Here is a 22,377-nt window from a genome sequence, read left to right as displayed (position 1 = left end):
GGACGGCGGCTCCGGTGTGACGACAACCGACGACAAGGCATTTCGTGAACATGCGCAACCAGTGGCCGGTCCTGCCCATCGTGGCGGGACTGGCCTCCGGCCTGTTGACCGGCTGCGGCACCCAGAGCGGAGGATCCGGGGGCGACGCCTCCTCCGTCGTCCTGGGAATGTCCGACGACGTCCTCGCCACGGACCCGGCGTCCGGCTACGACCCAGGCTCCTGGCTGTTGTTCAACAACGTCTTCCAGTCCCTGCTGAGCTTCCCCAAGGGCGGCACCGAACCCGAGCCGGACGCTGCGAAGGAGTGCTCCTTCACCGACACGAAGACCCAGGTCTACTCGTGCACGCTGAAGGACGGCCTGAAGTTCAGCAACGGCGACGCGCTCACCTCCGAAGACGTCAAGTTCTCCTTCGACCGCACGCTGAAGATCAACGACGACGACGGCCCGGCGGTCATGTTCTCCACGCTCGACAAGGTCGAGACACCCGACGCCAAGACCGTCGTCTTCCGACTGAAGAGCCCCGACGCCACCTTCCCCAGCAAGATCGCCTCGGGCGCCGGCTCCATCGTCGACCACAAGGAGTACGACGCCGACGGCCTGCGCGAGGACGGCGGCGCCGTCGGCTCCGGCCCCTACAAGCTGGACTCCTTCGGCGACGACGAAGCCGCCTTCTCCGTCAACGAGAACTACAAGGGCACCGCCGGCGACGCCCAGAACACCGGCGTCACCCTGAAGTTCTTCGGAGGCGACCAGAAGGCCCTCAAGCAGGCGCTGCTCGCCGGCGACGTCGACATCGCCTACCGGGGCCTGACCGCCGCCGACATCGCCGACCTCCAGCACACCACCGCCGACGCGGGCGCCGAGGCCGTCGAGGGCAGCAGCGCCGAGGTCCAGCACCTCGTCTTCAACATGACCGACCCCGTCGCCGGAAAGCTCGGCGTCCGCCGGGCCATCGCCCACCTGATCGACCGCGAAGCCCTCATCAAGGACGTCTACCAGGGCACCGCCGACCCCCTCTACTCGATCATCCCGGCCGGCATCGCGGGCCACAACACCGCCTTCTTCGACCGCTACGGCGCCCGCCCCTCCCAGGCCAAGGCCGCCGCCGCCCTCGCCGACGACGGCATCACCGGCAAGGTGAAGCTCACCCTCTGGTCCACCCCGTCCCGCTACGGCCCCGCCACCGACCAGGAACTGACGGCCATCGCCGCCCAGCTCAACGCCAGCGGCCTGTTCGACGCCGACGTCCAGTCCGTCGCCTACGACCAGTACGAGAAGGACATAGCCGCCGGCAAGTACGGCGTCTACGTCAAGGGCTGGGTGCCCGACTACCCGGACGCCGACAACTTCACCTCGCCCTTCTTCGGCAAGGGCAACGTGCTCGGCAACAACTACACCGACGACGCCATCACCGGCACGCTCCTCCCGCGCACCGCCGCCCAGAGCGACCGCACCGCCACCGGCCCCGACTACGCCGAGATCCAGGACATCGTCGCCGAACAGCTCCCCGTCCTGCCGATCTGGCAGGCCAGGCAGTACGCGATCGTCGGCGACAACGTCTACGGCCTGGAGAACTGCCTGGACGCCTCGACCGTGTTCCGCTTCTGGGAACTCAGCAAGGGCTGACAGCCGTACCACGCGACAGGGCGCCCCTCCCGGTGGGAGAGGCGCCTTGTCGCCGTACTCGCGTGCCGTACCCCGTAACCGTGACCTGCTGCGACCTACTGCGCGCCGGGACGCACCAGACCGCTCTCGTACGCGTACACCGCGGCCTGCACCCGGTCGCGCAGCCCCAGCTTCGTCAGCACATGCCCCACGTGCGTCTTCACGGTCGTCTCACTGACGAACAGATCGGCGGCGACCTCGGCGTTCGACAGACCCCGCGCCACCAGCTTCAGCACCTCCACCTCACGGTCGGTGAGCGTGTTCAGCGCGTCCGGCACCGGCTCGTCGCCCGACGGCAGATGCGTCGCGTACTTGTCCAGCAGCCGGCGCGTGATGCTCGGCGCCAGCATGGCCTCACCGGCCGCCACCACCCGGATCGCCTGCACCAGCTCGTTGGCCGGCGCGTCCTTCAGCAGGAACCCGCTCGCCCCGGCCCGCAGCGCCTCCACCACGTACTCGTCGAGATCGAACGTGGTCAGCACCAGCACCTTCGCCGGACCGTCCCGCCCCGGCCCGGTGATCTGCCGGGTCGCCTCCACCCCGTCCATCCGCGGCATGCGGATGTCCATCAGCACCACATCGGGCTGCAACGCCCGCACCTGGTCGAGAGCCTGCAGACCGTCCCCGGCCTCGCCGACGACCGCGATGTCCTGCTCGGCCTCCAGAATCATCCGGAAGCCCGTGCGCAGCAGCGGCTGGTCATCGACCAGTAGGACGCGGATGGCCACGATAAGTCTCCTTCTCTAGCCCGGCCCCATTCTGCCCTGCGCCCCGCCCTCGGACTCGGCCGCCCTCACCGGCGACGTCACCGGAAGCGGATACGGCGGGGGAGTGCCGCCGAACTCCGGACAGTGCGCCTGATGGTCGCACCAGCCGCACAGCTTGGTCGGCCGCGGCCGCCACTCACCCGTCTCCGTCGCCAGCCGGATCGCCTCCCACAGCGCCAGCAACTTGCGCTCGACCTGCTGGAGATCGGCGAGGACGGGATCGTAGGTCAGCACATCCCCACTGCCGAGATAGACGAGCTGGAGCCGGCGCGGAATCACGTTCTTCAGCCGCCACACCACCAGGGCGTAGAACTTCATCTGGAACAGCGCCCCGTCGGCGTACTCCGCGCGGGGCGCCTTGCCCGTCTTGTAGTCGACGATCCGCACCTCACCGGTGGGCGCCACATCGACCCGGTCGATGATCCCGCGCAACCGCAGCCCCGACTCCAGCTCCGCCTCGACGAACAGCTCCCGCTCGGCGGGCTCCAGCCGCGTCGGATCCTCCAGCGTGAACCAGCGCTCGACCAGCCCCTCCGCCTCCGCCAGCCAGCCCGCCAGCCGCTCACCCGCCGGATCGTCGGCGAACAGCTCCCCGACCTCCGGCCGCGACTCCCGCAGCCGGTCCCACTGACCCGGGATCAGCGACTTGGCCTGCGGCGCCGTCCGCTCGGCCGCCGGCGCGTCGAACAACCGCTCCAGGACCGCGTGCACCAGCGTCCCCTTCGTCGCCGCCGGGCTCGGCTTCTCCGGCAGCCGGTCGATCACCCGGAACCGGTACAGCAGCGGGCACTGCATGAAATCACCGGCCCGCGACGGAGACAGCGAGGCAGGCGCCACGGCGACGGCCGCCACCACCGCCTCGGGCACGGCCGCCCCCGCCTGCGCCGCAACCTCCACCACACCGCCCACCACACCGCCGTCGCCCGCCGGGACGACGTCCTCGCTGCTGCTCTCCATGCCTCAGACCATACGGCCCACCACTGACAGTCACCCAGCCCCGCACCCCACCTCACCCCGAACAGCGGCGACGAGCGGGGAAACACAGGGGGTGCCGGGGCGGAACACGTCCCGACCGCCGCATACCATCGGTCCGAGACCCTCCCGCCCGGCACGAGCGGGAGACGCTTCGATCGAGGGGACACCGTGGTGGAAAGCGGCGGGAGCGGGCGGCCGCGGCCGGACAACGAACAGTCGGCCGAGCACCCCGCCACACCTGCGTCTCCGGCCACCGACCTCGCCCGGACCCCGGACGCACCGGAGCCCGACGACGAAAACACCACCGGTAGCACGGGCAACACGGGCAACACGGGCAACACGGGCAACACGGGCAACACGGGGAGTACGGGCAACACGGGCAGTACGGGTGAGAACGAGAAGCTTGCCGAAGGCGAACCCGAGGTCAAGCCTGAACCCGAGGCCAAGCCCGAGGCCGAGCCCGAGATCGAGGCCGAGATCGAGGCCGGGCAACCCGTACCCCCCACCCCGACCCTCCCCAAAGGCCCCCCGCCCCCGCGCCCCCCGGAGCAGCCCCGCGGCGGCATCCTCATGGGCCGCCCCTTCGGCGTACCCGTCTACGTCGCCCCGAGCTGGTTCCTCGTCGCCGCCCTCATCACCTGGGTCTTCGGCGGCCAGCTCGACCGCGTACTGCCCGAACTCGGCGCCGCCCGCTACCTCGTCTCCCTCTTCTTCGCCGTCGCCTTCTACGCCTCCGTACTCATCCACGAACTCGCCCACACCGTCGCCGCCCTCCGCTTCAAACTCCCCGTCCGCCGCATCCAGCTCCAGTTCTTCGGCGGCGTCTCCGAGATCGAGAAGGAAGCCGAGACCCCCGGCCGCGAGTTCTGGCTCGCCTTCGTCGGCCCGCTCCTCTCCCTCGCCCTCTCCGGCCTCTTCTACCTCGCCATGCAGCCCGTCGAGCCCGGCACCGTCCCCGGCGTCCTGCTGGCCGGCCTGATGATCTCCAACCTCATCGTGGCGATCTTCAACCTCCTGCCCGGCCTCCCCCTCGACGGCGGCCGCATGCTCCGCGCCGTCGTCTGGAAGATCACCGGCAAGCCCATGAGCGGCACCGTCGCCGCCGCCTGGGTCGGCCGCGCCCTCGCCGTCTCCGTCCTCATCGGACTGCCCCTGCTCACCCAGTCCGGCGCCCTCGGCTCCGGCGCCGAGGACAGCGTCGGCATGGACACCGTCACCGACGCCCTCCTGGCCGCCATCCTCGCCGCGATCATCTGGACCGGCGCCGGCAACAGCCTGCGCATGGCCCGCCTGCGCGAACACCTCCCCGAACTGCGCGCCCGCACCCTCACCCGCCGCGCCGTCCCCGTCGAGACGCAGACCCCCCTCTCCGAGGCCCTGCGCCGCGCCAACGACGCCGGCGCCCGCGCCCTCGTCGTCGTCGACGCCCACGGCCAACCCCTCTCCCTCGTCCGCGAGGCCGCCATCGTCGGCGTACCCGAACACCGCCGCCCCTGGGTCGCCGTCAGCGGCCTCGCCCAGGACCTCGACGACGGCATGCGGATCTCCGCCGAACTCGCCGGCGAGGACCTCCTCGACGTCCTGCGCGCCACCCCTGCCACCGAGTACCTCGTCGTCGAGGAGACCGGCGAGATCTTCGGCGTCCTGTCCGCCGCCGACGTCGAGCGCGCCTTCGTCAAAGCCATGGCCAGGCCCTCCTAGCCCGGCCGACGCGGTGGTCGGCGGCCCCGGCAAACCCCGGTAGGCTGTTCACATGTCCGAACCGACCGGTGCCGCCCGCAGGCGCGGGCCCTTCAAGGTCGGGGACCAGGTTCAGCTGACCGACCCCAAGGGCCGCCACTACACGTTCACGCTCGAAGCCGGGAAGAATTTCCACACCCACAAGGGTTCCTTCCCGCACGACGAACTGATCGGCGCACCCGAGGGCAGCGTTGTCCGCACCACCGGGAACGTCGCCTACCTCGCGCTGCGCCCCCTGCTCCCCGACTACGTCCTGTCCATGCCCCGCGGCGCCGCCGTGGTCTACCCCAAGGACGCGGGGCAGATCCTCGCCTTCGCCGACATCTTCCCCGGCGCCCGCGTCGTCGAAGCAGGCGTCGGCTCCGGCTCGCTGAGCAGCTTCCTGCTGCGCGCCATCGGCGACCAGGGGATGCTGCACAGCTACGAGCGTCGCGAGGACTTCGCCGAGATCGCCCAGCAGAACGTCGAGCGTTACTTCGGCGGCCCCCACCCCGCCTGGCAGCTCACCGTCGGCGACCTCCAGGACAACCTCTCCGACACCGACGTCGACCGCGTCATCCTCGATATGCTCGCCCCCTGGGAATGCCTCGAGGCCGTCTCCAAGGCACTCGTGCCCGGCGGCATCGTCTGCTGCTACGTCGCGACCACCACCCAGCTCGCCCGGACCGTCGAGTCCATCCGCGAGATCGGCTGCTTCAACGAGCCGAGCGCCTGGGAGTCGATGGTCCGCAACTGGCACATCGAGGGCCTGGCCGTCCGCCCGGACCACCGCATGATCGGCCACACCGGCTTCCTCCTCACCGCCCGCCGCCTCGCCGACGGCGTCGAGCCCCCCATGCGCCGCCGCCGCCCCGCCAAGGGCGCCTACGGCGACGACTACTCCGGCCCCAACGCCGACGGAGGCAGCGGCCGCTGACCCGGCCCCCACACCACGCCCAACGACAAGGCGCCGTGACCGAGTTCCCGCACCACACCCGGAACTCGACCACGGCGCCTTCCCGTTGACCCCCACCCACGCACCGCACCCGGCGTCCGAAACCCCGCACCCCGCCGTTCCCCCGCCCTGTGACGTGTGGCACGATGCTGGCCAATCCCCCCACCCCCACCGGCACAGCCATCACAGGAGACGCTCCTAGTGCAGCACCCCGCCGTCCCGGAACTGGCGCACACCCACACCCGGCCGATCCACTGGGTCGCGACCGCCACCGCCCTCGCCGGCGTCATCGCGCTCTCCTCGCTCCTGCAGCCCAGACCCGCGACCGCCGCCCAGGCCACCGACGCCAAGCCCGCCCCCGCCACCACCGTGGCCCCCGCCACCACAGGCGTCGACTTCCCCATCGAATGCGGCCCCGTACAGGCACTCGTCGTCAAGCAGGCCACCGGCGACCTCGACGGCGACGGCACCCCCGAAACAGTCGCCGTCGTCCACTGCGACGCCGCCATGGGCACCCCGCCCGACGGCGTCTACGTCCTCACCCACAGCGCCGACCGCACCCACGCGCGCGTGGTCGCCACCCTCGTCGCCCCCAAGGACCGCAAAACCGTCACCAGCCTCGCCGTCGCCCACGGAGCCGTCCTCGCCACACTCCTCGGCTACTCCACACCCGACGTACCCAGTTGCTGCCCCGACCTGAAGGACAGCGCCAAGTGGCAGTGGAAGGACAACAGGTTCATCCGCTCGACACCCGCAGGCGCCCACAGCGTCTGATCCCGGCCACCGGCCCTGTGAGAAATCAGACAGCCGTCACAGCCCGCACCCGGACCCTCACTCCGCGTCCGGACCGTAGACCTCGACGCTGTCCGAAACCCGCCGCACATGAATGCAGTCACCCGGGCACTCCCGCGACGAGTCCACCACGTCCGTCAGCAGCGGCAACGGCACCGGAGCCGTGGCCCCCTTGGCCTGCAGCAGCTCGTCGTCCGCGCTCTTGACATAAGCCAGACCGTCGATGTCCAGCTCGAACACCTCCGGCGCGTACTGAACGCAGATCCCGTCACCGGTACAGAGATCCTGGTCGATCCAGACCTCCAGCGCCTCGCCGCCGACCCCGGCCTCCTGCTGCACGCCCATAACTCCTGCCGTTTACTGTCGAGCCGCAAGGGAACGATGCAGGCTCTGACGGGTGTTGAACACTTCGACCCTACCCTCGGCCGCTTCCCGAGCATGTTCCGTGGGTATCCCCCTGGCGTGAGGGAGAGCGCAAGGGTGAAGATCGGACACACCCCGACAGTCTTTGTGATCTAGGGGTTTCAATCGACACCCACCCAGGTAGGGTCTGGAAGCGTCCAGCTCCCCTTGGAGGAGGTGAGGACCGTGGCAGCCCACGACGACGACATGAACCGCGGCATCCGCCCGGGACGAGGGTCCGACGACCCGTCCGGGCAGATTGCCTACCTTGAGCAGGAGATCGCCGTCCTGCGACGTAAGCTCGCCGACTCTCCGCGACACACGAGGATTCTCGAAGAGCGGATCGTCGAGCTGCAGACCAACCTGGCCGGCGTGTCCGCCCAGAACGAGCGACTCGCCAACACACTCCGTGAGGCCCGCGACCAGATCGTGGCCCTCAAGGAGGAAGTCGACCGGCTCGCCCAGCCGCCGGCCGGCTTCGGTGTCTTCCTCACGGCGAACGAGGACGGCACAGCCGACATCTTCACCGGAGGCCGCAAACTCCGCGTGAACGTCAGCCCCGGCGTCGAGCTCGACGAGCTACGACGCGGCCAGGAAGTAATGCTCAACGAAGCCCTCAACGTGGTCGAGGCCATGGAGTACGAGAGCGTCGGGGACATCGTCACCCTCAAGGAGATCCTTGAGGACGGCGTACGCGCCCTGGTGCAGGGGCACACCGACGAGGAAAGAGTGGTACGGCTCGCCGAGCCACTCCTCGACGTCGTCATCCGCCCCGGCGACGCCCTCTTGCTCGAACCCCGCTCCGGCTACGTCTACGAGGTCGTCCCCAAGAGCGAGGTCGAGGAACTCGTCCTCGAAGAGGTCCCGGACATCGGCTACGAGCAGATCGGCGGTCTGGGCGGCCAGATCGAGATGATCCGCGACGCCGTCGAGCTCCCCTACCTCTACCCCGACCTCTTCAAGGAGCACGAGCTGCGCCCCCCCAAGGGCGTCCTGCTCTACGGGCCCCCCGGATGCGGCAAGACGCTCATCGCCAAGGCCGTCGCCAACTCGCTGGCCAAAAAGGTCGCCGAGGTCACCGGCCAGGCCACCGGCAAGAGCTTCTTCCTCAATATCAAGGGCCCCGAGCTCCTCAACAAGTACGTCGGCGAGACCGAGCGGCAGATCCGCCTCGTCTTCCAGCGCGCCAGGGAGAAGGCCTCCGAGGGCACCCCCGTCATCGTCTTCTTCGACGAGATGGAATCCCTCTTCCGCACCCGCGGCTCCGGCGTCAGCTCCGATGTCGAGAACACCATCGTCCCGCAGCTCCTCGCCGAGATCGACGGCGTCGAAGGCCTGCAGAACGTGGTCGTCATCGGCGCCTCCAACCGCGAGGACATGATCGACCCCGCCATCCTGCGCCCTGGCCGCCTCGACGTGAAGATCAAGATCGAGCGCCCGGACGCCGAAGCGGCCAAGGACATCTTCCAGAAGTACCTCACCGAACGCCTCCCCCTGCACTCCGAGGACGTGGGCGAACACGGCGGCGACAGGACCATCACCGTCCAGAGCATGATCCAGACGGCAGTGGAACACATGTACGCCGAATCCGAGCAGAACCGCTTCCTGGAAGTCACCTACGCCAACGGCGACAAAGAAGTCCTCTACTTCAAGGACTTCAACTCCGGCGCAATGATCGAGAACATCGTGGGCCGCGCCAAGAAAATGGCGATCAAGGACTTCCTCGACAAGAACCAGAAGGGCCTCCGCGTCTCCCACCTCCTCCAGGCATGCGTGGACGAGTTCAAGGAGAACGAGGACCTTCCCAACACCACCAACCCCGACGACTGGGCCCGAATCTCCGGAAAGAAGGGCGAACGGATCGTCTACATCCGTACCCTCATCACCGGAAAGCAGGGCGCCGACACCGGACGCTCCATCGACACGGTGGCGAACACCGGACAGTACCTGTAAAAACAGGGCGGCTGCGGGTGCCCTCCACGGGTACCCGCAGCCGCCCTGTTTTTCAGGCCACGGCTGGAGCAAGGCAATGACGCAAATGATCTCCCCACCAGCGCAGAGGCGTTCTAGGCTCTTCCGTACCGCCGGGTCGCGAGTTGCGGGGACGGGCACCGCGCACGCACCGGAGCACCACCGGTATCTGAGCGGCGCCCACGACCGAGGGTGCCGCCGGGCAAGGAGGGCCGCATGACCGTACGGCGAGTAATGGGCATCGAGACGGAGTACGGCATCTCCGTTGCCGGCCACCCCAACGCCAATGCCATGCTCACCTCGTCCCAGATCGTCAACGCCTACGCGGCGGCGATGCACCGGGCCCGCCGGGCCCGCTGGGACTTCGAGGAGGAGAACCCGCTGCGCGACGCGCGAGGCTTCGACCTCGCCCGCGAGGCAGCCGACTCCAGCCAGCTCACCGACGAGGACATCGGCCTCGCCAACGTCATCCTCACCAACGGCGCCCGCCTCTACGTCGACCACGCACACCCCGAATACAGCGCCCCCGAGGTCACCAACCCCCGGGACGCCGTCCTCTGGGACAAGGCCGGCGAACGGATCATGGCCGAGGCGGCGGAACGGGCCGCCCAGTTGCCCGGCGCCCAGCCCATCCACCTCTACAAGAACAACACCGACAACAAGGGCGCCTCCTACGGCACCCATGAGAACTACCTGATGAAGCGGGAAACCGCCTTCTCCGACATCGTGCGCCACCTGACGCCGTTCTTCGTCTCGCGCCAGGTCGTCACCGGCGCCGGCCGCGTCGGCATCGGCCAGGACGGCCACGAACACGGCTTCCAGCTCAGCCAGCGCGCCGACTACTTCGAGGTCGAGGTCGGCCTCGAGACGACCCTCAAGCGCCCGATCATCAACACCCGCGACGAACCGCACTCGGACGCCGAGAAATACCGCCGCCTCCACGTGATCATCGGCGACGCGAACCTCTCCGAGATCTCGACGTACCTGAAGCTCGGCACGACGGCGCTGGTCCTCTCCATGATCGAGGACGGCTTCATCGCCGTGGACCTGGCCGTCGACCAGCCCGTCCGCACCCTTCACCAGGTCTCCCACGACCCGACCCTCAAGCGCCTGGTCACCCTCCGCAGCGGCCGCACACTCACCGCGGTCCAACTCCAGATGGAGTACTTCGAGCTCTCGCGCAAGTACGTGGAGGAGCGCTACGGCGCGGACGCCGACGACCAGACCAAGGACGTCCTCACCCGTTGGGAGGACACCCTGAACCGCCTGGAGAACGACCCCATGAGCCTCGCCGGCGAACTGGACTGGGTCGCCAAGCGGGAACTCATGGAGGGCTACCGGCGCCGTGACGGCCTCGACTGGGACGCCGCGCGCCTGCACCTCGTCGACCTCCAGTACGCCGACGTACGGGCCGAGAAGGGCCTCTACAACCGTCTCGCGGCCCGCGGCCGCATGAAACGGCTCCTGGACGAGACCGAGGTCGAGCGGGCGATCACGAAGCCCCCGGAGGACACGCGCGCGTACTTCCGCGGCCGCTGCCTGGAGCAGTACGCCGACGACGTCGCCGCCGCCTCCTGGGACTCGGTGATCTTCGACCTGCCGGGCCGGGATTCGCTCCAGCGCGTCCCAACCCTCGAACCGCTTCGCGGAACGCGAAATCATGTCAAGGAGCTCCTGGACCGCTGCCGTACGGCAGAAGACCTGGTCAGGGTCCTCTCGGGCGGCTGAACGGCCACCCGGACCGAACCTGCCGGACGGGGTGGAAATCCCCTCGTCCGGGAATCATCGAGGTGGCGCCCGTACGTTGTGACAACTGCGGGGCCGATGTCGGACCCGGCTTGTAGGGTCTGATCATCACCGATCGGCAGGAATGCCGACCTGTCGACCATGTCGGGCGAAAGAGCGGGGTGAGGGTTATGGCGACCAAGGACACCGGCGGCGGCCAGCAGAAGGCGACGCGCTCCACGGAGGAGACCGAAGAGCAGGCGCCCGAGGCGCAGGCCTCGGAAGACCTCAAGGAGCGCCAGGAGAAGCTGAGCGACGACGTGGACTCGGTTCTTGACGAAATTGACGATGTACTCGAGGAAAATGCCGAGGACTTCGTTCGAAGTTTCGTTCAGAAGGGCGGCCAGTAGCCTTTGTATCGAAGGTTTCTGGGGGTCTGGAGTTGGCAAGCGAAGAGGGCGTGAAGCGTTGCTCGCGGTGCAAGGAGTCCAAGCCGCGAGCAACCTTCGCCGGTAACAAGGCGACCCGGGACGGGTTGCAGGCCTACTGCCGGGAGTGCTGGGCGGCTTATCACCAGGCGCGGCAACTGGCGAAGGGAAAGAACGTGCGGCCGCGTGTGGAGACGCCCGAGGGTCACAAGTTCTGCCGCAGCTGCGAGGAGATCAAGCCGCACAGTGAGTGGCACCGCAACGCCACAGCGTCCGACGGCCTTGCGACCTGTTGCAAGGCATGCAAAGCCGTCAAGGGCCGGCGGGGGCATCTCAAACGCCAGTACGGCATGACGGAAGCCGAGCGGGACGCCATGGTCGCCTCTCAGATGGGGCTCTGTGTGATCTGCCTGAAAGCTCCTGCCGTCCATGTGGATCACTGCCACAACACGGGTAGGGTCCGTGGCGTACTGTGCTTCAACTGCAATTCGGCCATCGGCAAGTTGGGAGACGATCCCGACGTCGGTCGCCGGGCTGTTGCCTACCTGGAGGGAACGACGTGGAAGCCAACACTCGTAGCACCGGGCGTCTACCGGCTGCCTTCCTGACGCCCGGGTCCTCGTCCTTCATGGACTTTCTCTCCGATCACCAGCCGGAGATGCTGCCCGGCAAGCGGCAGTTGCCTCCGACGCAGGGTGTGATCGAGGCGCCGCACGGGACGACGATCGTGGCCGTGACGTTCCCCGGTGGAGTCGTGCTCGCCGGTGACCGCCGCGCCACCATGGGCAACGTCATCGCGCAGCGGGACATCGAGAAGGTCTTCCCGGCGGACGAGTACTCGGCCGTCGGCATCGCCGGTACCGCCGGTCTGGCCGTCGAGATGGTCAAGCTGTTCCAGTTGGAGCTGGAGCACTTCGAGAAGGTCGAAGGCGCGCAGCTCTCGCTGGAGGGCAAGGCGAACCGTTTGTCGACCATGATCCGTTCGAACCTGGGGATGGCCATGCAGGGCCTGGCCGTGGTTCCGCTGTTCGCCGGGTTCGACGTGGACCGGGACCGGGGCCGGATCTTCTCGTACGACGTCACGGGCGGTCGCTCCGAGGAGCACCATTTCGCCGCCACCGGCTCCGGCTCGATCTTCGCGCGCGGGGCGATGAAGAAGCTCTTCCGCAACGACCTGACCGAGGACGAGGCCACGACGCTCGTGGTCCAGGCCCTCTACGACGCGGCTGACGACGACTCGGCGACCGGTGGTCCCGATGTCGCCCGTCGGATCTACCCGATCGTCACCGTGATCACCGAGGACGGCTTCCGTCGGCTGACCGACGAGGAGTCGTCGGAGATCGCCCGCTCGATCCTGGAGCGTCGCCTGGAGCAGCCGGACGGCCCGCGCGCCGCTCTGCTGTAGTCGGCGGCCCCGTTCTCATCCCAGGTGATCCAGTGACTTCGACAGAAAGGGACGGATAACCGGTGTCGACGCCGTTCTATGTCTCCCCCCAGCAGGCGATGGCCGACCGCGCCGAGTACGCCCGCAAGGGCATCGCGCGCGGGCGCAGCCTCGTCGTGATCCAGTACGCCGACGGCATCGTGTTCGTCGGCGAGAATCCGTCCCGTGCGCTGCACAAGTTCAGCGAGATCTACGACCGGATCGGTTTCGCGGCCGCCGGTAAGTACAACGAGTACGAGAACCTGCGGATCGGTGGCGTCCGGTACGCCGATCTTCGTGGTTACACCTACGACCGTGACGACGTGACCGCTCGTGGTCTGGCCAACGTGTACGCGCAGACGCTGGGCACGATCTTCTCCTCGGCCGGTGAGAAGCCGTACGAGGTGGAGCTGGTCGTGGCGGAGGTCGGTGAGACGCCGGACGGCGACCAGATCTACCGGCTGCCGCACGACGGGTCGATCGTGGACGAGCACGGTTCGGTGGCGGTCGGTGGCAACGCCGAGCAGATCAGCGGTTATCTGGATCAGCGTCACGAGGAGGGCATGAGCCTTGCCGAGGCGTTGAAGCTGGCCGTTCAGGCGCTGTCGCGGGACACCAACGGCACGGAGCGGGAGATTCCGGCGGAGCGGCTGGAGGTGGCGGTGCTGGACCGTACGCGGCCGCAGAAGCGCAAGTTCAAGCGGATCGTCGGTCGTCAGCTGGGGCGCCTGCTGGAGACGGACGGCGCGTCCACGGAGGCGGAGAGCTCCGACGAGGAGTAGCCCTCGCCTCACCCCTCGTCCCACGCCTTGCGCCCCGGTCGACTCCTCGGCCGGGGCGCAAGGCGTTTCAGGAGGCGTTGGGTGGGGCTGTGGAGGCTCGTACGACGAGTTGGACGGGGATGTCCCCGCCGTCCGGTGTGCGGCCCTCCAGGACGGCGAGGAGGGCCTGCATGCCCCGTTCGCCGAAGAGCTCGGCGTCGAGTCGTACGGTCGTCAGTTCGGGGTCGAGGGCGGTGGCGAGGGCGAGGTCGTCCAGGCCGGTGACGGACATGTCGTCGGGTACGCGCAGGCCGAGGCGGCGCAGGGCTTTGTAGACGCCGGCCGCGAGTTTGTCGTCGTCGCAGACGACGGCTGTGGGGCGTGGTCCGGGGGTGCTGAGGGCCGCTTCCGCGGCGGCCAGGGCGCCGGGGATGGAGATCGGGGCGGGGGCGGTGCGGACCGAGGTGCCCGGCACCGCGCCGATGCGTTCGGTGAGCTCACGCGCGCGTGCCTCGAAGGTCCAGGAGGGCACGTCGGCCGCGAGGTGCAGGAAGTGCCGGTGGCCGAGGCCGAGGAGGTGGTCGGTGATCTGGCGTACGCCGTCGGTGATGTCGAGGTTGACGGTGGCCGCGCCGAGGCTTCCGGTGGGGTCGCTGTCGAGCATGACGAGGGGGAGCTGGTCGCCGCGGATGGCGGTGAGGGCGTCGGCGGCCATGGAGGAGGCGAGGACGCCGTCGAGGGCGGCCTGGGCGGAGGCGAAGGGGTCGCGGGCGGGGCCGACGCCTTCGGGGGAGGGGTAGAGGACGACTCCGAAGCCGTGCTCGGCGGCCACGCGTGCCGCGCCGGTGTAGACACCGGCGAAGAATTCCGTCGTCAGGGCGGGGACGACGAGGAGGACGGTGCGGGTGTGGCCGAGGCGGAGGTTGCGGGCGGCGAGGTTGGGCCGGTAGCCGAGTTCGCGGGCGGCTTCCCGTACGCGTTCGGCCGTGGTCGCGGAGACGCGGCCGCGCCACTTGTCGCCGAGGACGAGGGAGACGGCGGCCTGGGAGACTCCTGCGGCCTGGGCGACGTCGCGGCTCGTAGGGCGCGTGCTACCTCGTGCCACGGTGGGCCTGCTCCTTCGTCTGGACTGGTGAACAGCGCACATGGTACGTATGACAAGAGACGTTATACGTAAAACTTCGAGGTGGTCCACCGCCTCGGGCGAGCCGACGGAGGCGGGACATTGGCCGCGGGATACCTGGAGATCCTCAGGGCGAAGCACGCCGCCCGGCTGCTGACCGGCACGCTCGTCGGCCGGCTGCCCAACGCCACGGGCGCGATCGCGATCGTGCTGTTCGTCCGCGCGCAGGGCGGCACGTACAGCCTCGCGGGGGCGCTGGCGGCGGTGTACGGCGTCGCGAACGCCGTCGGGCAGCCGTTGCTGGGGCGGCTGGTCGATCTGTACGGGCAGCCGAGGGTGCAGTTGCCCGCCGCGCTGGCCTCGGCGCTCGCCATAGCGGTGTTCGCCGTCGTGGGCGCGGATCCGCTCGCGCCGGCGTACGCCGCGGTGGCCGCCGCCGGTCTGTTCACCCCGCCCCTGGAGGGCGGGCTGCGGGCCCTGTGGCCGTCGGTGCTGCGCCGCGAGGACCAGATCCACACGGCGTACGCCATGGACGCCGTCGCCCAGGAGGTGCTGTTCACGGTCGGCCCGCTGCTGGTGACGCTGTGCACGGCGCTGTGGTCGCCGCAGGTCGCGCTGCTGGTGCTGAACGCCGTGGGGGTGCTGGGGGCGCTCTCGGTGGTCGTGGCGGCCCCTTCGCGCGCGTGGCGCTCCGATCCGCGCGAGGCGCACTGGCTGGGCGCGCTGCGTTCGCCGGGGCTGCTCGCGCTGCTGGGTTCGTTCCTGTTCGTCGGCATCGCCCTGGGGTCGATCTCGGTGGCCTCCGTGGCGTACGCGGACGACCACGGCGGTGCCGCGGTGTACGGCTGGCTGATGGCGGCCGTGGGGCTCGGCGCGCTGGTCGGCGGTGTGGTGTACGGGGCGCGGCGGTGGGCGGGGACGCCGGAGCGGCGGCTGCGCGGGCTGGTGGCGTTGCTGGCGGTGTGTTACCTGCCGCTGCTGCTGATGCCGGGTGCGGTGGCCATGGTGGCGTTGGCGGCGCTGGCGGGGGTGTTCCTGGCGCCGGCCCTCGCGTGTGCGTTCGTCATCGTGGACCGGCACGCGCCGCGCGGGACGGTGACGGAGGCGTTCTCGTGGCTGGTGACGACGTTCACGGTGGGGGCGTCGGTGGGAACGGGCCTGGCGGGGCCGGTCGTGGAGGCGGGCGGTGCGCTGTGGGGGTTCGCGGTGCCGGGTGCGGCGGGGGCCGTGGCTTTCTTGGTTTTGCTGGCCACAGGGCGGGTACTTGCAGTTCCCGCTGTAAGCGGGGTGGTTGCGGCTTCATCGGAAAATGATCCAAACCGTGCTGCCGAACCCCGTTTCAGTTCGGGTGATCGGGCGTAATGTTCACTCATGGACCGCCGCATTTTCGGGCTGGAGAACGAGTACGGCGTCACATGTACGTTCAGGGGACAGCGTCGACTGTCTCCCGACGAGGTGGCGCGGTACCTCTTCCGCCGTGTCGTGTCATGGGGCCGAAGCAGTAATGTCTTTCTGCGGAACGGCGCCCGCCTCTATCTCGACGTGGGTTCGCATCCGGAATACGCGACACCGGAATGCGACAACCTGACCGAGCTGGTCACCCACGACAAAGCGGGCGAGCGCATTCTCGAAGGACTCCTGGTGGACGCGGAGCGACGCCTGCACGAGGAAGGAATCGCGGGCGACGTCTACCTCTTCAAGAACAACACGGACTCGGCGGGCAACTCCTATGGTTGCCACGAGAACTACCTGGTGGCCCGGCACGGGGAATTCTCCCGGCTCGCGGACATCCTGATCCCGTTCCTGGTGACCCGGCAGCTGCTGTGCGGCGCGGGCAAGGTGCTGCAGACGCCCCGCGGGGCGGTCTACTGCGTCAGTCAGCGGGCCGAGCACATCTGGGAGGGCGTCTCCTCGGCGACGACCCGCTCGCGGCCCATCATCAACACGCGTGACGAGCCGCACGCGGACGCCGAGCGGTACCGCCGGCTGCATGTCATCGTGGGCGACTCGAACATGTCCGAGACGACCATGCTGCTGAAGGTCGGTGCGACCGATCTGGTGCTGCGCATGATCGAGGCGGGCACGGTGATGCGGGATCTGACGCTGGAGAACCCGATCCGGGCGATCCGCGAGGTCAGTCACGACATCACGGGCCGCCGCAAGGTGCGGCTGGCCAGTGGCCGGGAGGCCTCCGCGCTGGAGGTGCAGCGCGAGTACTACGAGAAGGCCGTGGACTTCGTCGAGCGTCGCGGCATCCGCACCGGCGTCGTCGACCAGGTCCTGGAGCTGTGGGGCCGCACGCTGGACTCGATCGAGGCGGAGGACCTCGACGCGATCGGCACCGAGATCGACTGGGTGATGAAGTACAAGCTCATCGAGCGGTACCGGGCCAAGCACAACATGACGATGTCGCATCCGCGGGTGGCGCAGATAGACCTCGCCTACCACGACATCCACCGTCGTCGTGGTCTGTACTACCTGTTGGAGCGGAGGGGCCAGGCGGCCCGGATCTGCAACGACTTGAAGATCTTCGAGGGCAAGTCGGTGCCCCCGCAGACCACGCGGGCGCGGTTGCGCGGTGACTTCATCCGGCGTGCGCAGGAGCAGCGCCGGGACTTCACGGTGGACTGGGTGCACCTGAAGCTCAATGACCAGGCGCAGCGCACCGTGCTGTGCAAGGACCCGTTCCGTTCGGTGGACGACCGGGTGGAGAAGCTGATCGCCGGCATGTGAGCGACGCGTTCCGCATGTGGTGCGGAACGCAACGCGGGCACCGTACGTTTCCCGTACGGTGCCCGCGTCGCGTCGTAGAGTTGCGCGCACTCCATCAGACGATCGACCGATTACGAGGCTTTCATCGTGCGCCGACGCTCACTCATCCTTGCCGCCGTACCCGCGGGACTGGTCACTCTCTCCGCGTGCGGTGACGACAAGTCCGACTCGAGCAAGGCGAGCGACAGCGCGTCGCCCTCCGCCCCGGCCCCGTCGGCCACGTCGGCCGCGCCTCCGCCGAAGATCGTCGACGGTCCGCTGCCGGCCATCACGGCGGGGGCGAAGTTCGGTCAGAAGCCGACGATCGCCAAGGGCACCGGTACGCCTTCGGACCAGCTGGCGGTGAAGACGCTGATCGCGGGCAGTGGGAAGACGGTCGTGGAGAAGGACACCATCCAGGCCAACCTGATCGGCCAGCTCTGGGACTCCGCGAAAGTTCTCGTGGACACCTTCTCGACCAACAAGCCGCAGTTCACCCAGCTCGCGCCGGGTGCCTCCATGGACGGCATCCGCTATGCCCTGACGGGGAAGAAGGTCGGCAGCCGGGTGGAGTTCTCCGTCCCGCCGACCTGGGGTTTCGGTGCGGAGGGCAACGCGCAGGCGGGTGTCAAGGGCACCGACACGCTGGTGTTCGTGTTCGACATCCAGGAGGCGTTCGGCCCGAAGAGCTCGGCCAAGGGCCAGGACGTCCCGCAGTCCGACGCCGCTGTGCCGAAGGTCGGTACGAACACCGACGGCAAGGCGCCCTCGATCGAGATCCCCAAGTCGGCCGCGCCGGCCAAGCTGGTGTCGAACTACGTGATCGAGGGCGACGGCGCGCCGCTCGTGGCGGCCGACACCGTGCTCGTGCAGTACAAGGGCGTCGTCTGGGAGACGGGCAAGGAGTTCGACTCGACGTACACCCGCGACGCGCCGACGTCGTTCTCGCTGCAGGGGGTCGTCAAGGGCTGGGCGCAGGGGCTGACCGGCAAGAAGGTGGGCAGCCGGGTCGTCATCGTCGTTCCCCCGGCGCTGGGTTACGGGGACAGTCCGCCGAGCGGCAGCGGTATCGAGAAGGACTCCACGATGGTCTTCTCGGTGGACATCCTCACGAAGGTGTGAGGCAGCAAGAGATGTAAGACTGTCCGTGTTGTTGCCTTTCCGTGAGACATGCAGGAGCCAGTGACGTGAGCATCGACAAGCCCGAGATCGACTTCCCCGGCGGCGAGCCCCCGGCGGACCTCGAGATCAAGGACATCTGGGAGGGCGACGGCGAGGTCGCGCAGGCGGGTCACACCGTTTCCGTGCACTACGTGGGTGTCGCCTTCAGCACCGGTGAGGAGTTCGACGCGAGCTGGAACCGTGGGACGCCGTTCCGCTTCCCGCTCGGCGGCGGCCGGGTCATCAAGGGCTGGGACCAGGGCGTGCAGGGCATGAAGGTCGGCGGCCGTCGTCAGCTGACCATCCCCGCGCACCTCGCCTACGGCAACCAGAGCCCGACCCCGGCGATCAAGCCCGGTGAGACGCTGATCTTCGTGGTGGACCTGCTCGGGGTCTGATCGTCGTAGGACCAGTGGTGATCGGCTGGGGCCCATGCCTGCCCGGGTGTGGGCCCTCGGCTTTTGTCCCGGCACCGCTGGGCGGTACGGTCTCGATCGTAAGCACCATAGGGGAGGCGAAGGGCGTCGATGGCCATTGCCAAGGCCGAGCGGCTGATGAACCTGGCGCTGTGTCTGCTCGGGACGCGCCGGCCGCTCAGCAAGCGTGAGCTGCGCGATTCCATCGAGGCGTATGTCGAGACCTTCCGGCCGGGGAGCGGTGCGGCCGGGTCGGACGACTCCTTCAACCGGATGTTCGAGCGGGACAAGGACGATCTGCGGGAGCTCGGCCTGGTCATCGAGACCGTGGAGAGCCTGGACGGCGAGATCGGCTACCTCGCGCGCCGGGACAGCAACCGGCTGCCGCCCATCACCCTGGACGCCGAGGAGGCCGCGGCCCTTGGCCTGGCCGCCAAGGTGTGGCAGCAGGCGCGGTTGGCGGGCGCCGCGAGCGGCGCCCTGCAGAAGCTGCGTGCGGCGGGGCTCCCGGAGGACGTCGACCCGTACGAGACGCACGGCGCGCTGGAGCCCCGGATCCCTGTGCACGAGGCCGCGTTCGAGCCGTTGATGCTGGCCTGCCGGGACCGTCGTCCCGTGGTGTTCGACTACCGCAAGGCGACCGCCGCGCACCCGGAGCCCCGGCATGTCGAGCCGTGGGCGCTGGAGTGCTGGCGCGGTCACTGGTATCTGGCGGGCTTCGACCGGGACCGGGGCGCGGAGCGGGTGTTCCGGTTGTCGCGGATCACCGGGAAGGTGCGTTCGCGCGGGGCGCGTTTGACCGCGGAGGTCCCCGATGTCGTCACCGTGCGGGAGACGGTCGCGAGTTGGGCGGGGGAGACCGCCGACCGCAGCGCGCTGATCCGGCTGCGGACGGGCTCCGGGTACCCCTTGCGGGCGAAGGCCAGTGCGGTTCGGGAACTCGGGGACGGCTGGGACGAGTTGGAGATTCCGTACGGGCACGGGCTGGACGCCTGGCTGGTGGAGTTCGGGCCGGACGTGGTGGTCCTGGACCCCGCCGAACTGCGGGCGGACGTCGTGGACCGGCTGCGGGCCGTGGCGAAGGGCTGAGGGGGAGCGAGCAACACAGTGGCAGGCAAACCGGTCAGGCCGGCGAACGCGATCGACCAGACCCGGCGGATGCTCTCCCTGGTGACGTATCTCAGGGAGCGCCCCGGCGCGCGGATCGAGGACGTGGCGCGCGCGTTCGGGATCACGGAGGACGAGCTGGTCTCGGACCTCGATGTGCTGCCCATGTGCGGCACGAGTTTCCGCGGCGGCGATCTCCTCGACATCGACACCGACGGCGAGCGTATCTGGTGGCACAACCCGGCGGCGCTGGGCGCGGAGGCCGCCGAGCCGCTGCGGCTGGCCGCGGACGAGGCGACGGCGCTGCTGGTGGCGGCCCGGGCGGTGTCCACGCTGCCCGGTCTGCGGGAGGGCGACCGGCAGGCGCTGCTGCGGGCGACGGCGAAGGTGGAGGCCGCGGCCGGTGAGGCGGCGGGCGCGAGCGCGCGGCTGTCGGTGACGTTCGAGTCGGAGGGCGGGGTCTTCGCGGACGTCGACCGGGCGATCTCCGAGCGGCGCCGGCTGTGGATCCGCTACTACTCGCCCGCTCGGGACGAGGTCACCGAGCGCGAGATCGACCCCATCCGGCTGGTCAGCGTCGGGCACACGTACGTGGAGGCCTGGTGCCGCCGCTCGGAGGCCCGGCGCACCTTCCGGCTGGACCGGGTCGCCGAGATCAGGATTCTCGACGAGCCGTCCGCGCCGCCCGAGATCGAGCTGCGGGACCTGTCGGAGGGGCTGGTGCAGCCGGCCGCAGAGGACCCGGAGGTCGTCGTCGAGGTCGGGCCGGGCGGCCGCTGGGTCGCCGAGTACTACCCGCACGACAGCGCCGATGAGCTGCCGGACGGCGGACTGCGTATCACTCTGCGCACGCCCGAACCGGCCTCGCTGAGGCGGCTGGCCCTGCGCCTGGGCCGCGAGGGCCGGATCGTCTCGCCGCCGGACCTCGCCGACAGCGCCCGCCGGGCCGCCCGCGAGGCGCTGGCGGCGTACGACGGGATCGAGGCGCAGGGGGCGGTGGGCGGCCTGCCGGCGCGTTCGCGGCAGCGGCAGGGTGACAGTCGGGTCGACGGGCGGGAGCAGGGGCTTTGAGCGAGTCGGTGGCGTCCGGTGTGCCGGGCATCTCGGTGGCTTCCGCGTTCGCGGGAATGCGCAGCGTGACCCCGGTGCGGTTCAGAGCCGGCTGCCCCGACTGCCGGGGGGCCTTCGAGCTCACCGCGAGCGCCCTGCGGCTGGCGATCGGCGCCTCCAGCAGCACCACCTTCTACTCCTTCACCTGCCCCGACTGCGGGGCGGCCGTGCGCAAGCCGGCCGGCGAGCGGATCGTCGAACTGCTCACCGGCGGCGGCGTCCGGACCCTGCGCCTGCACACCCCGTAGCGGGGTCTAGGCTCGGCTCCATGTTCTGGCCGATGTTCGCCGTTGCCGTGGGTTTCGCGGGTCTTGTCGTCCTCGCGGTGTTCGTCGTGCGGGTCTTCCTGGAGGCGCAGCGGCTGGGGCGGCAGGTCGCGGAGTCCGCGCGGCGCATCGACCGGGCCGCGCAGGACCTGGAGCGGGCGGCCGTGAGCGCGGCCCGGGCTGTGGACACCCTGTGAGGGCTGCTGTGGTGGGGCTCGCGGTGTGCTGTGGGCGTGCTGTGAGTCCTGCGGCGAATGCGTTTTGTGCCACTTCGCCCTCCCGTCCGGGTGGCGGGGGCAGGTACGCTGCTGGTCGCGGCTCGGAGAACGAGGCCCGGACCGCTTACCGGGAGTACGCACGGGGATTGCCTCACGTTTACCCCGGAGCGTTACGATCGCTGTCAGTACGACTGTTCGGACGGATGTCCGACCGGTCGGACGGCAACCCGCCCCCGCAGCCTCGGTGAGAAGGTAAAGACTTATGTTCGGAAGGCTCGGCGCCCCCGAGATTTTTCTCATCCTCGTCGTCGTCATCCTACTGTTCGGCGCCAAGAAGCTTCCCGACATGGCGCGCTCGCTCGGCAAGTCCGCTCGCATTCTCAAGAGCGAGGCCAAGGCGATGAAGGAAGAGGGCAGCAGCACGGCCACCCCGGCCGGCCCGCCCAACAACGACGAGCAGCCCCCGGCGCAGCGCACCATCCAGGCCGCCCCCGGCGACGTGACCAGCTCCCGCCCGGTCACCGAGCCGACGGACACGACGAAGCGCTGACGCAGGGCCGGTGACCTCCGGCCCGCCGTACGAGATGGGAACGTGGGTTGCTGAAGTCTGCCCGGAAGCAGGAGAAGGACCCCGAGGGGC

At 69.4% G+C, this 22,377-nt stretch carries 23 protein-coding genes; 19 read left to right on the top strand and 4 right to left on the bottom strand.

Annotated features, from left to right (window positions below; translation table 11 throughout):
• Positions 1–44 precede the first annotated feature (44 nt).
• On the top strand, positions 45–1,628 hold the full coding sequence (locus tag OG352_RS08540; RefSeq protein WP_329215779.1) for an ABC transporter substrate-binding protein: 1,584 nt from the start codon (positions 45–47) through the stop codon (positions 1,626–1,628).
• A 95-nt stretch (positions 1,629–1,723) separates the two neighbouring features.
• Here the strand turns inward: OG352_RS08540 and OG352_RS08535 are convergent, their stop codons facing one another.
• Together OG352_RS08535 and OG352_RS08530 are read right to left on the bottom strand one after the other, a co-directional pair.
• Complete coding sequence (locus OG352_RS08535) at positions 1,724–2,395, bottom strand: response regulator transcription factor (RefSeq protein ID WP_329215778.1); 672 nt, start codon at positions 2,393–2,395, stop codon at positions 1,724–1,726.
• Between the two features lie 15 nt (positions 2,396–2,410).
• Positions 2,411–3,391: a RecB family exonuclease gene (locus OG352_RS08530; protein WP_329215777.1), complete on the bottom strand. Its 981-nt coding sequence runs from the start codon at positions 3,389–3,391 to the stop codon at positions 2,411–2,413.
• Between the two features lie 186 nt (positions 3,392–3,577).
• Here OG352_RS08530 and OG352_RS08525 point away from each other — a divergent pair, with 186 nt between their 5' ends.
• The 3 genes from OG352_RS08525 to OG352_RS08515 all read left to right on the top strand — a co-directional run bounded on the left by OG352_RS08525 (position 3,578) and on the right by OG352_RS08515 (position 6,857).
• Complete coding sequence (locus OG352_RS08525) at positions 3,578–5,110, top strand: site-2 protease family protein (RefSeq protein WP_329215776.1); 1,533 nt, start codon at positions 3,578–3,580, stop codon at positions 5,108–5,110.
• Positions 5,111–5,162: 52 nt separating this feature from the next.
• Entirely contained in the window at positions 5,163–6,065 is a 903-nt protein-coding gene (locus OG352_RS08520) for a tRNA (adenine-N1)-methyltransferase (RefSeq protein ID WP_329215775.1), read from the top strand.
• A gap of 219 nt (positions 6,066–6,284) precedes the next feature.
• Complete coding sequence (locus OG352_RS08515; protein ID WP_329215774.1) at positions 6,285–6,857, top strand: hypothetical protein; 573 nt, start codon at positions 6,285–6,287, stop codon at positions 6,855–6,857.
• Positions 6,858–6,914: 57 nt separating this feature from the next.
• Here the strand turns inward: OG352_RS08515 and OG352_RS08510 are convergent, their stop codons facing one another.
• Positions 6,915–7,220 (bottom strand): ferredoxin, encoded by a 306-nt coding sequence (locus tag OG352_RS08510; RefSeq protein ID WP_329215773.1) that lies wholly within the window; start codon positions 7,218–7,220, stop codon positions 6,915–6,917.
• A 243-nt stretch (positions 7,221–7,463) separates the two neighbouring features.
• Here OG352_RS08510 and arc point away from each other — a divergent pair, with 243 nt between their 5' ends.
• The 6 genes from arc (at position 7,464) to prcA (ending at position 13,606) form a co-directional block, all read left to right on the top strand.
• Positions 7,464–9,230: a proteasome ATPase gene (arc, locus tag OG352_RS08505; RefSeq protein ID WP_329215772.1), complete on the top strand. Its 1,767-nt coding sequence runs from the start codon at positions 7,464–7,466 to the stop codon at positions 9,228–9,230.
• A 234-nt stretch (positions 9,231–9,464) separates the two neighbouring features.
• Positions 9,465–10,976, top strand: a complete 1,512-nt coding sequence (gene dop / locus OG352_RS08500) for a depupylase/deamidase Dop (RefSeq protein WP_443072186.1) — start codon at positions 9,465–9,467, stop codon at positions 10,974–10,976.
• A 188-nt stretch (positions 10,977–11,164) separates the two neighbouring features.
• Positions 11,165–11,383, top strand: a complete 219-nt coding sequence (locus OG352_RS08495; protein ID WP_328482900.1) for a ubiquitin-like protein Pup — start codon at positions 11,165–11,167, stop codon at positions 11,381–11,383.
• 32 nt (positions 11,384–11,415) lie between these two features.
• Positions 11,416–12,009, top strand: coding sequence for an endonuclease VII domain-containing protein (locus OG352_RS08490; RefSeq protein ID WP_329215771.1), 594 nt, complete (start codon positions 11,416–11,418; stop codon positions 12,007–12,009).
• Complete coding sequence (prcB, locus tag OG352_RS08485) at positions 11,961–12,806, top strand: proteasome subunit beta (RefSeq protein ID WP_329215770.1); 846 nt, start codon at positions 11,961–11,963, stop codon at positions 12,804–12,806. The genes OG352_RS08490 and prcB overlap by 49 nt, the downstream gene beginning before the upstream one ends.
• 62 nt (positions 12,807–12,868) lie before the next feature.
• Positions 12,869–13,606 (top strand): proteasome subunit alpha, encoded by a 738-nt coding sequence (gene prcA, locus OG352_RS08480; RefSeq protein ID WP_329215769.1) that lies wholly within the window; start codon positions 12,869–12,871, stop codon positions 13,604–13,606.
• 67 nt (positions 13,607–13,673) lie between these two features.
• Here prcA and OG352_RS08475 read toward each other — a convergent pair whose 3' ends face one another.
• Positions 13,674–14,690, bottom strand: coding sequence for a LacI family DNA-binding transcriptional regulator (locus OG352_RS08475; protein WP_329215768.1), 1,017 nt, complete (start codon positions 14,688–14,690; stop codon positions 13,674–13,676).
• Between the two features lie 120 nt (positions 14,691–14,810).
• Between OG352_RS08475 and OG352_RS08470 the strand changes: the two genes are divergently transcribed.
• The 9 genes from OG352_RS08470 (at position 14,811) to tatA (ending at position 22,287) form a co-directional block, all read left to right on the top strand.
• Complete coding sequence (locus tag OG352_RS08470) at positions 14,811–16,070, top strand: MFS transporter (RefSeq protein WP_329215767.1); 1,260 nt, start codon at positions 14,811–14,813, stop codon at positions 16,068–16,070.
• A gap of 9 nt (positions 16,071–16,079) precedes the next feature.
• Entirely contained in the window at positions 16,080–17,441 is a 1,362-nt protein-coding gene (gene pafA, locus OG352_RS08465) for a Pup--protein ligase (RefSeq protein WP_093774493.1), read from the top strand.
• 126 nt (positions 17,442–17,567) lie between these two features.
• A complete protein-coding gene (locus OG352_RS08460) occupies positions 17,568–18,581 on the top strand; it encodes an FKBP-type peptidyl-prolyl cis-trans isomerase (RefSeq protein ID WP_329215766.1) in 1,014 nt (337 codons plus the stop codon).
• Positions 18,582–18,646: 65 nt separating this feature from the next.
• Positions 18,647–19,018 carry an FKBP-type peptidyl-prolyl cis-trans isomerase gene (locus OG352_RS08455; RefSeq protein ID WP_256909863.1) on the top strand — a complete coding sequence of 124 codons (372 nt, stop codon included), beginning with the start codon at positions 18,647–18,649 and terminating at the stop codon, positions 19,016–19,018.
• Positions 19,019–19,147: 129 nt separating this feature from the next.
• Complete coding sequence (locus OG352_RS08450; RefSeq protein ID WP_329215765.1) at positions 19,148–20,125, top strand: helix-turn-helix transcriptional regulator; 978 nt, start codon at positions 19,148–19,150, stop codon at positions 20,123–20,125.
• A gap of 18 nt (positions 20,126–20,143) precedes the next feature.
• Positions 20,144–21,214: a helix-turn-helix transcriptional regulator gene (locus OG352_RS08445; protein ID WP_329215764.1), complete on the top strand. Its 1,071-nt coding sequence runs from the start codon at positions 20,144–20,146 to the stop codon at positions 21,212–21,214.
• On the top strand, positions 21,211–21,501 hold the full coding sequence (locus OG352_RS08440) for a hypothetical protein (RefSeq protein WP_329215763.1): 291 nt from the start codon (positions 21,211–21,213) through the stop codon (positions 21,499–21,501). Before OG352_RS08445 ends, OG352_RS08440 begins: the two co-directional genes overlap by 4 nt.
• A gap of 20 nt (positions 21,502–21,521) precedes the next feature.
• On the top strand, positions 21,522–21,716 hold the full coding sequence (locus OG352_RS08435; protein ID WP_329215762.1) for a hypothetical protein: 195 nt from the start codon (positions 21,522–21,524) through the stop codon (positions 21,714–21,716).
• Between the two features lie 283 nt (positions 21,717–21,999).
• The gene (gene tatA, locus OG352_RS08430) at positions 22,000–22,287 is read left to right on the top strand and encodes a Sec-independent protein translocase subunit TatA (protein ID WP_329215761.1); all 288 of its coding nucleotides are present in this window, start codon (positions 22,000–22,002) and stop codon (positions 22,285–22,287) included.
• Positions 22,288–22,377: the final 90 nt, after the last annotated feature.

It is taken from the genome of Streptomyces sp. NBC_01485 (assembly GCF_036227125.1).
In the GTDB taxonomy this organism is placed as follows: Bacteria; Actinomycetota; Actinomycetes; order Streptomycetales; family Streptomycetaceae; genus Streptomyces.
This window is presented reverse-complemented; position numbering and strand designations above follow the sequence as displayed.